The organism is Psychrobacter sp. TB15, from assembly GCF_000511655.1.
Taxonomy (GTDB): domain Bacteria; phylum Pseudomonadota; class Gammaproteobacteria; order Pseudomonadales; family Moraxellaceae; genus Psychrobacter; species Psychrobacter submarinus.
On record NZ_AYXN01000006.1, the window covers coordinates 25,569 to 35,408 of the forward strand.

General features: G+C 44.6%; 10 protein-coding genes and 1 tRNA gene. 2 read left to right on the forward strand and 9 right to left on the reverse strand.

Annotated elements, in window-relative coordinates:
- The first annotated feature begins 98 nt into the window (after nt 1–98).
- The gene (locus W234_RS0100960; protein ID WP_025643870.1) at nt 99–296 is read left to right on the forward strand and encodes a hypothetical protein; all 198 of its coding nucleotides are present in this window, start codon (nt 99–101) and stop codon (nt 294–296) included.
- Between the two features lie 52 nt (nt 297–348).
- Nucleotides 349–424: transfer RNA gene (locus W234_RS0100965), tRNA-Glu, on the forward strand.
- A 279-nt stretch (nt 425–703) separates the two neighbouring features.
- Here W234_RS0100965 and W234_RS0100970 read toward each other — a convergent pair.
- The 9 genes from W234_RS0100970 to W234_RS0101010 all read right to left on the reverse strand — a co-directional run bounded on the left by W234_RS0100970 (nt 704) and on the right by W234_RS0101010 (nt 9,748).
- Nucleotides 704–1,324: a BLUF domain-containing protein gene (locus tag W234_RS0100970; RefSeq protein ID WP_025643872.1), complete on the reverse strand. Its 621-nt coding sequence runs from the start codon at nt 1,322–1,324 to the stop codon at nt 704–706.
- A 407-nt stretch (nt 1,325–1,731) separates the two neighbouring features.
- Entirely contained in the window at nt 1,732–2,487 is a 756-nt protein-coding gene (gene ispD / locus W234_RS0100975; RefSeq protein WP_025643874.1) for a 2-C-methyl-D-erythritol 4-phosphate cytidylyltransferase, read from the reverse strand.
- An 81-nt stretch (nt 2,488–2,568) separates the two neighbouring features.
- Nucleotides 2,569–2,883 (reverse strand): FtsB family cell division protein, encoded by a 315-nt coding sequence (locus W234_RS0100980; RefSeq protein ID WP_025643876.1) that lies wholly within the window; start codon nt 2,881–2,883, stop codon nt 2,569–2,571.
- Nucleotides 2,884–2,960: 77 nt separating this feature from the next.
- The gene (gene eno, locus W234_RS0100985; protein WP_025643878.1) at nt 2,961–4,277 is read right to left on the reverse strand and encodes a phosphopyruvate hydratase; all 1,317 of its coding nucleotides are present in this window, start codon (nt 4,275–4,277) and stop codon (nt 2,961–2,963) included.
- 112 nt (nt 4,278–4,389) lie between these two features.
- Nucleotides 4,390–6,744, reverse strand: coding sequence for a heavy metal translocating P-type ATPase (locus tag W234_RS0100990; RefSeq protein ID WP_025643880.1), 2,355 nt, complete (start codon nt 6,742–6,744; stop codon nt 4,390–4,392).
- 215 nt (nt 6,745–6,959) lie between these two features.
- Nucleotides 6,960–7,184: a heavy-metal-associated domain-containing protein gene (locus W234_RS0100995; protein ID WP_025643882.1), complete on the reverse strand. Its 225-nt coding sequence runs from the start codon at nt 7,182–7,184 to the stop codon at nt 6,960–6,962.
- A gap of 199 nt (nt 7,185–7,383) precedes the next feature.
- Nucleotides 7,384–7,638, reverse strand: a complete 255-nt coding sequence (locus W234_RS0101000) for a cation transporter (RefSeq protein ID WP_025643884.1) — start codon at nt 7,636–7,638, stop codon at nt 7,384–7,386.
- A gap of 40 nt (nt 7,639–7,678) precedes the next feature.
- A complete protein-coding gene (gene kdsA / locus W234_RS0101005; RefSeq protein ID WP_025643886.1) occupies nt 7,679–8,554 on the reverse strand; it encodes a 3-deoxy-8-phosphooctulonate synthase in 876 nt (291 codons plus the stop codon).
- 99 nt (nt 8,555–8,653) lie between these two features.
- Nucleotides 8,654–9,748, reverse strand: a complete 1,095-nt coding sequence (locus W234_RS0101010) for an RNA-guided endonuclease InsQ/TnpB family protein (protein ID WP_025643888.1) — start codon at nt 9,746–9,748, stop codon at nt 8,654–8,656.
- Between the last annotated feature and the right edge of the window lie 92 nt (nt 9,749–9,840).

A 9,840-nucleotide genomic window follows, 5' to 3' on the forward strand; every position in this document is an offset into this window, starting at 1 on the left:
GGGTTGAATAGCATTTGTAATCTTTAGCTGACTTCGCTTGCTCGTCAGATGTAATTATGCGTATGATGAGTAACAGAGGCCATTAAAAGGATTTTGCTATGGACCCACAAACAAAATTATGGGCGACCATTCTAGGTTATATGATTTTGGCAATAACGATTAGTGCTTGTACTTCTTTATGGATTCGCCATCATTTAAAGAAGAATAATCTACATCCTCGCCGAGCACTAAAAAAAAGATATTTAACCCTCAAAAAACGTAGAAAAAAGCTTGACAGTAAGCACAGACGCTATTAAAATGTGCACCACTTCAGCATAAACGGTGAAAGCAGCTGAAGCGTATGACCTAGTCCCCATCGTCTAGAGGCCTAGGACACCGCCCTTTCACGGCGGTAACGGGGGTTCGAATCCCCCTGGGGACGCCATATTTTAAAATACTTATTTTTAGTAATAAGCATTTTTGAAACCTTCAAAGTCTATTAGATTTTGAAGGTTTTTTTATGCTTAAAAATTAATATCCTTTCTATCCTGAGTCTAAGTGCCCTTAGTCCAAGTGCCATGCAATTCTCAATGGTCAGCAGCTCAGTACTCACAAAAGCTATTAAATTCTAAAGCTTAAAGCAAAAAAAACCAGCCAACGCGCGACGTTAGCTGGTTTTATAAGGGTGTTATTGGACTAGGTTATGGAATTTTAGATATTATCTTTATAGCTTATCTGACAACATAAACCATAATAAAGCCAAAACAATCAGTATCCCTAATACGCTTTGAATAAGGAAAAAGGCTTGATGCTGGCCGACAACCTTATTTAAAGTGACACCTAGTGCACTATACTTAATAGGCTGAGTGTCGATTTTGTCCTCTATTTCTTGATATTCGTAGTAGCCTTGTAGGATTTCCAAAAATTTCACCCAATCATTAGAAGCCCATTCATAAGGCTTGAACGGTAGAAATTCTTTTACTTTAGGATCTTTAAGCATCCAGCGCTCAAGGATGATTGAGCGTAACGACCAGCCAGTAAAACGGCGCTCAGTAATGGCCGAAAACGCTAAAGTCTGTATATCCTTGTGTCTATTATCTTTTAAGATACGGTTTTTGAGATTCGTTAAAGCCTGCTCTGAGCCTTCGATATACTGAAAAAAATAGCCATTGCCATAGCAAAGAATACCCGAGATATTTTCAGCTTTATTATGTGCAATTGAGACTTCAGCAATATCGTTGAGGGTACTCGCGCCAGATAGCCCTATAGAAGTAATACGACTAATATAGATGAATTGGTAGAGATCAGTTGTGTCTGAGCGTCTTACTGCATTGAGCTTTGACAATTAGATTCTCCTTATTATGGTATAAACCTATAATTGAGTGGCCAGTCTATTAATAAACAAATGATTGTATTTATGATTATAAAATCCTAGCAAGATTAATTAGGACTGTAATGCACTATTATATATATTATAAGTTTTTTAGTGTAATTGTATAAACTTAGTTACATCATAGGCTCTTATGGTCAACAAAGCAAACAAACTCTGCTGTAAGCGCTAAATAATTGTAATTGAGAGGATTTTGATAGTTTTTGGAGACAAAAACAAAGAGGAACGGAGTATTAGCTCTGGGAGGGAGGAGATTATTGTCTAATTTAGCTGCTTTATACGTATTATTTTTGAAATATAAATATATTTTATTACTATATAAAATGACTGTCTTTTACTATATTTGAGAACGTTTGTTTATTTTATCTTGAGGATACTTGAGCAGTTAAAATAGCAGCTAGCACTATTGCGTCATCAGGAAAGGTTAATTTTATATTTTGGCGACTACCCGTTACTAAGCGAATAGGCAGCTCTAAATACTCAAAGGCGCTCGCTTCATCAGTGATATGTAACTGATGTTCGTTAATATAGTCTAGTAGGTGGCTCAGCTCCCCGACGCGAAAGACCTGCGGCGTCTGTGCTTGCCACATGTGCTGACGGTTAACGGTAGTTTTTATATAATCGTTACCATTAGTACGATGGTCATTAAGATCATCGAGCTGCTTTGCAGGTAGCGCTGTAGATAGCTTCAAGGTATCAGCGACGGGAGCCGCTAAGATCGCGCCATAAGGTTCAGACATGGCGGCTGTAATAACGCTATCAATGTCTTCAGTAGGCACAGCTGGACGGGCGGCATCGTGGATTAAGACGAGATCGCTTTTATCAGCGCCACTACCCAGAATAGCGCTGACGCCAGCACGCACCGATTGCCAACGCTCTGCTCCGCCTACGACATAATTCATCGGTAGCGTATATGTCAAGGTAGAGGCCACTTCATCGTCGGCTGCGATGACAAGATAACAGTGGTCTATATAACCACTAGAGGCTAGTCGAGTCACGCTATGCTGCAATAACGTTTGCCCGTTGATTTTCGTGTACTGCTTGGCAATAGCTGCGCCAAAACGGTTGCCGCGACCGGCCGCGACAATCATAGCGTGTATGTTCGGAGTAGTATTCATGATAGGGCTATCATCGATATTTAAAAGGGTGAGAAGGTGGAGATGCAAATATCAGCTGAAAGTAGCTTTGTTTTCTGATAATTATGGATTATAGCGAGTATGGGTCGTAGGAGCGGTAGATATCTGAACGAAGGTTTCATTAGGCTTAATTAGTCCTAAGTCTAAGCGCGCGTGCTCTTCTACGGCTTCTAGACCTGTCTTCAAATCATGGACATCAGTGCGCAGCAGCTCATTAGCCGCTATCTGATTGTCATTAGATTGCTGCTGCTCTTCGATCTGCGCCAACAGCTGCTTGCTAGCAACGCGGCCATTTTCACCTAGCCAATACTGATACTGTAGCCCTAAGAGTACAGCAATGGCTAAAGCTAAGAGCATGAATTGACTAAAATACTTCATAAAAGAGCTTCACATTATGATAATAAAAGGTCTCTTTCTAACCCAGTAGAAAAAGACCGTTTAGCGACCAAGCAGTGTTAACCGCGCAGGCCTATGAACTCATCAGCGCCGCGATAGCTGGCTCGAACCTGCTGCTCGATACGCAAGAGTTGGTTATATTTCGCAACGCGATCTGAGCGGCATAATGAGCCGGTTTTGATTTGGCCAGCAGCTGTACCGACCGCTAGATCAGCGATGGTGCTGTCTTCGGTCTCACCTGAACGATGCGAGATAATGGTCGCGTAGCCGTTGTTTTTAGCCATATAGATAGCATCTAACGTCTCAGATAACGTACCAATTTGATTGAACTTAATCAAGATAGCATTGGCGATATGTTTATCGATACCTTCTTGCAAGATGGCAGGGTTGGTGACAAACAAGTCATCACCCACCAATTGTACTTTGTCACCGATTTGTTCAGTTAGGTATTTCCAGCCGTCCCAGTCTGACTCATCAAGGCCATCTTCGATAGAGATAATCGGGTATTGACGCGCTAGATTGACCAGATAATCAGAGAAGCCTTGGCTATCAAAAGTCTTATTACCCTCGCCTGCCAAGATATATTTACCGTCTTTATAGAACTCACTAGCAGCGCAATCAAGCGCTAAGTGAATATCATCGCCTGCCTTATAGCCGACTTGCTCAATCGCTTGCATAATAACGGTAATGGCTTCTTCGTTGCTGCGCAAATTAGGAGCAAAGCCGCCTTCGTCACCGACAGCAGTATTTAAACCTTGTGATTTTAATACTGATTTTAGGCTATGGAAGATCTCTGTACCCGCGCGCAGTGCTTCTGAGAAGCTTGAAAAACCTACCGGCTCAATCATAAACTCCTGAATATCGACGGTATTATCGGCATGCTCACCACCATTTAGGATATTCATCATCGGTACTGGCATCGTCAAAGAAGTCTGATTACGCAGATTGGCGATGTATTGATGTAGCGGTAGGCTTTGTGATTTTGCCGCAGCTTTAGCAGTTGCTAAAGACACCGCTAGCATAGCATTAGCGCCTAGGCTTTCTTTATTTTCAGTACCGTCAAGCGCAATCATCGCATCATCGATTTTTTGCTGCTCTGTGACGTCTTTATCCATCAGCGCGCTGCGGATTTGGCTGTTGACGTTAGCGACGGCTTTTTTGACGCCTTTACCTAAGTAGCGATCCTTATCACCATCTCGTAGCTCAAGCGCTTCGCGAGAGCCTGTTGAGGCACCACTTGGCGCGGCGGCGCGGCCTATAGTGCCATCAGCTAAGATAACATCCGCCTCTATCGTTGGATTACCTCGTGAGTCTAAAATCTCACGAGCGCGAATGTCTTTAATTGCCGTAACGTTAGTGATTTCTTCAGCGTACATAATGTCTGTGAATTCCTTTGGTCATGCCAAGTGTGTGGGATAAAAAAGGGAAAGTATAATGAGCTTTGATAGTTGGCATCATAGCATAAATTCGATTAAATTTTCTGGCACTTTATTTAGCTTCAGCTAGTTTTTTAGGACTTGAAACCCGTGTTGTGTCATCCAGCTCGACTTGGGTTTTAAACCGCGTTAGGCGTAGCGCGTTCATTAATACAGAGATAGAGCTTAGCGCCATCGCTGCCGCTGCAATCATAGGATTTAAAAAACCGAAAGCTGCAAGCGGAATACCTAGGCAGTTATAGATAAAAGCAAAGAATAGATTTTGCTTGATGTTACGCAGTGTGGCGCTGGCGATTTTTTGCGCCGCATCGATGTGCATCAAGGACTCACCCATCAAGCGCGCGGAAGCACTGTGCTGCGCGACATCTGTGCCTTCAAACATCGCAAAGCTTGCATCAGCGGTTGCCATAGCAGGAGCGTCATTCACCCCATCGCCTGCCATCGCAACCTTGTGGCCTGCGGTTTGTAATTTAGCAATTTGACTAGCCTTATCTCGCGGGCTCATGCGACCATAAGCCTCATCAATACCCAGCTGCCAAGCGACATGATCGACCACAGATTGCTTGTCGCCACTCATTAAGATGACTTTAAGTCCGGCCTCTTGTAGGGCATTAATTGCTTGCGGAGTATCTGCTTTTAGATCATCTGCTAAGGCAAAAGTGCCGAGCGGCTCATCATTGATACTCACGGCAACCGTACTGGCAATTTGCCAAACTTTTGGCATCAGTCTAGGCAGCTTTAAACTCGCAAACTCAGCGGTACCGACTTTGACTATCCCTAAACCTTCAATAGTCGCCTGAATACCTGCGCCTTTGACTACATTTACATCTGTTACGGGCATGAGCTGTAATTGGCGTGCGCTCGCCTCATTGATGAGCGCCGTCGCTAGCGGATGGCTAGCATGTGCCTCAACGCTAGCGGCAAGCTGTAATACATCGTCGGCAGCTATCGATTTATCGACCATCATCTGATCAACGATAGCCGGTTTTCCAAGGGTTAACGTCCCTGTCTTATCAAGTACGACCGTATCAATATGACCTGCCGCCTCAAGGCTTTGCGCATCTTTGAACCAGACGCCATGCCTTGCTGCTACTCCCATGCCCGCCATAATCGCGGCAGGCGTTGCCAGCCCTAGCGCACAAGGGCAAGCAATTACTAATACCGACACCGCATGCATAAGCGCCGTATCGACCATCCCTGTCAGCCACCAAGTGATGGCAAAGGTAATAATAGCTATAGCTATCACCACCGGCACAAAGATAGCGGTCACTCTATCAGCAAGGCGAGCCAAATCTGCTTTGGAGCCCTGCGCATCGCTCAGCGCTTGTACCATGTCGCCAAGCTTGGTATCACGGCCATTAGCACCAACTCGGTATAATAAACTGCCGTTCTCGACCAAGGCCCCTGCTAACAGCTCATCACCCACTTCTTTTTTTATTGGTACCGACTCGCCTGTTAGATGACTCTCCTCACACCAGCCGCTGCCCTCAATCACTGTGCCATCGGTAGCAACGCGGCTGCCTTGTTTGGCACGTAAGATATCGCCCATCTTCACCTCAGCTAGCGGCAGCGCTTGAAAACTGCCATCCGCCTGCTGTAGCTCAACCTCATCTGGTGTCAAAGATAGCAGTAAATCAATGCTATTCAAGCTGTGCTTTTTGGTACGCTCTTCTAGATATTTGCCGGTGCGCACAAAGGCGATGACCATCACCCCCGCTTCAAAATAAACGCCTAGACTCTCCGCGCCATGACCGCTAGCATGTCCGCTTTGTAGTAAACTATTTAACGTACCATCGCCGTGCGTCAGCCATAGATAAGTGGAGTAGCCCCAAATGGCCAAGGTGCCGATGACCACAAGTACATCCATATTAGCCAAACCGCCTTTGATCGAGGCCCAAGCGCTACTATAAAACGGCAGCGCCAAACCAAACTGGACGATAGTTGCAAGTATGAACTGTATCCAAACCGGCGGCATCCACGCCATACCTTGGCCGGTTAGCATACCTGCCATACCGACCAAAAAAGGCATCAAGCACACCCAAAGGGCAATTAAGCGCCAAGGCCATTTAGTCGCGGTATCTTCATCAGTTTTGGCAAATAAGCTATCGCCTGCCTGCAAATTGGCGACAAACCCAGTCTTATTGACCCATTCTGCGATTTGCTCAGGCGTGGTCTGTTCAGGATTATAATCAACGTTCGCCGTCTCGCCGGCAAAGTTGACATTGACCTTATAAACCTCATCCTTTTTATTCAGCACCTTCTCGATCCTAGAAGCGCAGGCCTGACACGACATGCCGTCAATCGCTAGCTGTAGATGCGCGCGCTCTGGCTGCAAGGCCGTATTGGCCTGAATATCAGTATCTACTTCGTAAGATTCGTCAGTAGCGGTGCGGGAATAATCAGTCATGGGAGCACTCATTTAGCGATAATTAAAGAATAAGTATATTATAGTAGTTATAAGATTAGGCTTTACAGACTATTTTCAAGTGACATTGAGCGGTTGAGTACTGTCAGTCGTTTAAACCAAGCGCTTACAGCGATTTGATTCGAGCTATAAAACAGTGAGCTACAAAAAAACCAGTCATTTAAGATAACTGGTTCTGCTAGCAATTAAAGGGATACTTATGAATTAGCGACGCTGGCATCAAACCCTGCATCGTCGATGGCAGTGGCGATTTTTTCTGCACTAGTTTTTGCGTCATCAAAAGTAACCGTAGCCTGATTATCGGCTAAATCAACTGCAATACTGATAACGCCATCCATACCAACGGTAGCGCCATGCACACTATCTACACACTTCTCACAAGTCATACCGTCGACTTTTATAATTCTCGTTCGATTTGCCATATTCGGCTCCTTATTATTATCTATGAGTTATTGTTCATGAGCTAACTGCTCACTATTAGTGATTATAAATAATGAGTAGCTGCTATATACGGTAAGATATATTAGTACTAACAACAAGGGTGTTTGGTTAACACTTTATTAGTGTCTGTTAAGTTGTCACTTACGATAAATAAAGTCCGCTCTATGTATTTATAAACCATTATTCCATGTTACGCGGGTTCTGCGGCGCATCAATAGGAAAAGGCTGGGTGACATAATCCACCATGCTGATAGCAGCAGTAAAGGCATGAATACTCGTATCAGTATCATCATAGCGAATTAGCGCGATGTTCGTAGCAGCATCAAGCTCAACCGCAGTAACCCCATCGATATTTTTGAGCGCTGTCATCACCCCATCAATGCCCTCTTGGTCATCAATATTTTCAATACTAACCTTTGCCGTTTGAATAGCCATCGCTTTATCCTTCTACAACCGTTAAAAATTGACAGATACCTTACTGAGTATCTAACACCGCAAATCCTTTGACTAGCTCATCAATCTGCTTTAGCTGACGCAAGAAGGGCTCAAGCTGACTGGTACGTAGCGCACAGGGGCCATCACATTTAGCTGCTTCAGGGTTAGGATGCGCTTCCAGAAACAGCCCTGCAAGCCCTGTCGCCATGCCAGCGCGAGCCAGCGTGGTTATTTGCTCACGGCGACCACCAGCACTATCACTACGCGCGCCCGGCTGCTGCAAACTATGGGTCACATCAAAAAACACCGGCACATCCATTTGCTTCATGGTATCAAAGCCGAGCATATCAACGACTAAGTTGTTATAACCAAAGGCGCTGCCACGCTCGCATAGGATGAGCTTGTCATTGCCAGCTTCTAAGCATTTATTCACAATATGACGCATCTCATGCGGCGCTAGGAACTGGGCTTTTTTGATATTAATAATAGCGTCGGTCTTAGCCATCGCTTCGACCAGATCGGTCTGACGCGACAAAAAAGCCGGCAGCTGAATGATATCGGCCACTTCAGCGACAGGCTGCGCTTGATACGGCTCGTGCACGTCAGTGATAATCGGCACTTGGAACTTCTCTTTGATTTGTCCGAGCCAATCTACGCCTTGCTCGAGACCTGGGCCACGAAACGAGTGCAGACTTGAGCGATTGGCCTTATCAAAGCTGGCTTTAAACACATAACCAATTCCTAAGCGCTCGCAAATCTCGATATACTGCTCAGCGATCTCAAACGCTAGCTCCTTAGACTCCAAGACATTCATGCCGCCAAATAGTACAAACGGCTGATCGTTACCAATATTAATAATGTCGTTGTTGCCGCTTTTAAGCTCAATATGCGACCGCGCAGTTAATAGATTATCCATAAAGTCGTTACCTTCGTTATTATTATCTCTAGCTCATATTGTAACCGATAGCAAACTAAAGAAAAGTGCTTGATTGCAACAGTTGACTTCCTCCCCTCCCTAAACGGAGGGGATTCCTTCTACAAGACGGTCAAGCCCGACCGCAAGAATGTTTTTGGCCGCGTTAATATCGCGGTCATGAGTGACACCGCACTCGCATATCCATTCTCTTATTCCAAGATCTGCTCTACCTTTCGGACTGTTTTGGCGTGAGCCGCAACACGAACAAGTCTGGGTGGTGTAACTTTCATTAACTTCGATATAGTGACAACCTGCATACTTGCATTTATAATCCAGTTGTCGCTTCATCTCAAACCATCCTGCGTCATAGACAGACTTAGCTAGTTTGCTTGAAGTAAATGAGCTTGATTGAAGTTTACCGACCACTATCAAGGCGTTGTCCTTAATCAGACTGGTGGTAAACTTGTGAATTAAGTCTTGACGAGTGTTTTTTATCTTGGCGTGAATGGCTTTTACGCGCTTTTTATGGTTTGCTCTTTGAGCAATGGTAAGTTTTTTAGCCCATTTCTGGGTTTGCTTAATGGTTAGCTTGTCGCCTTGGCTGCTGGTAGCAGCATCCTTACACCCTAAATCAACACCAACCTTACCATCACCACCTTTAACCTTAGGAAAGTCTTTAACGGTGATACAGGCATACCAGTGGCCGCGATTGTCTTGCACTAGCTCCAGAGTATTGATGCTGTACAGGGCTAGATTATAGCTGTCCCATAGATCTATTGTGAGTTTTTTACCCTTAGCGAGGCTTAGTTGGATAGTGGACTTAAGGCTTTTCTTGCCTGATTGACGGGTTGCTAAGTGCTTAATGGCAGTCTTTTTAAACGGAATCCAGCCCAAGCTTCTTCTCTTGGCTTTTGGATTATTAGTACGCCAGTTGAGTTTGGCTTTTTTAAACTGTTTACGGGATTTAGCGTGAACCTCACTGATCGCTTGCAAGGTTTGACTGTGCAGATTTAGGTATTCACTAGCCCCTTTGGTGTACGTGGCCAAGTCATAGGCTGAAAAGAATTTGCCTGTGCGCTTAAGATGTTTAAAACTAAGCTCATTGACGTAATTCCAGACAAAGTTGACCGCACCAGCTAAGATATTGAGCTGCTTGGCATGTTTGTCTTTGGTGCGTAGTTTGAGCGTTTTCATAGAATGATTATGATCTCAATAAGCAGAGTTGACAAGGTAGATGTCATCTTAGGTGACAACGGTTGACGCCTTACATCCATGCCCTAGAAGGA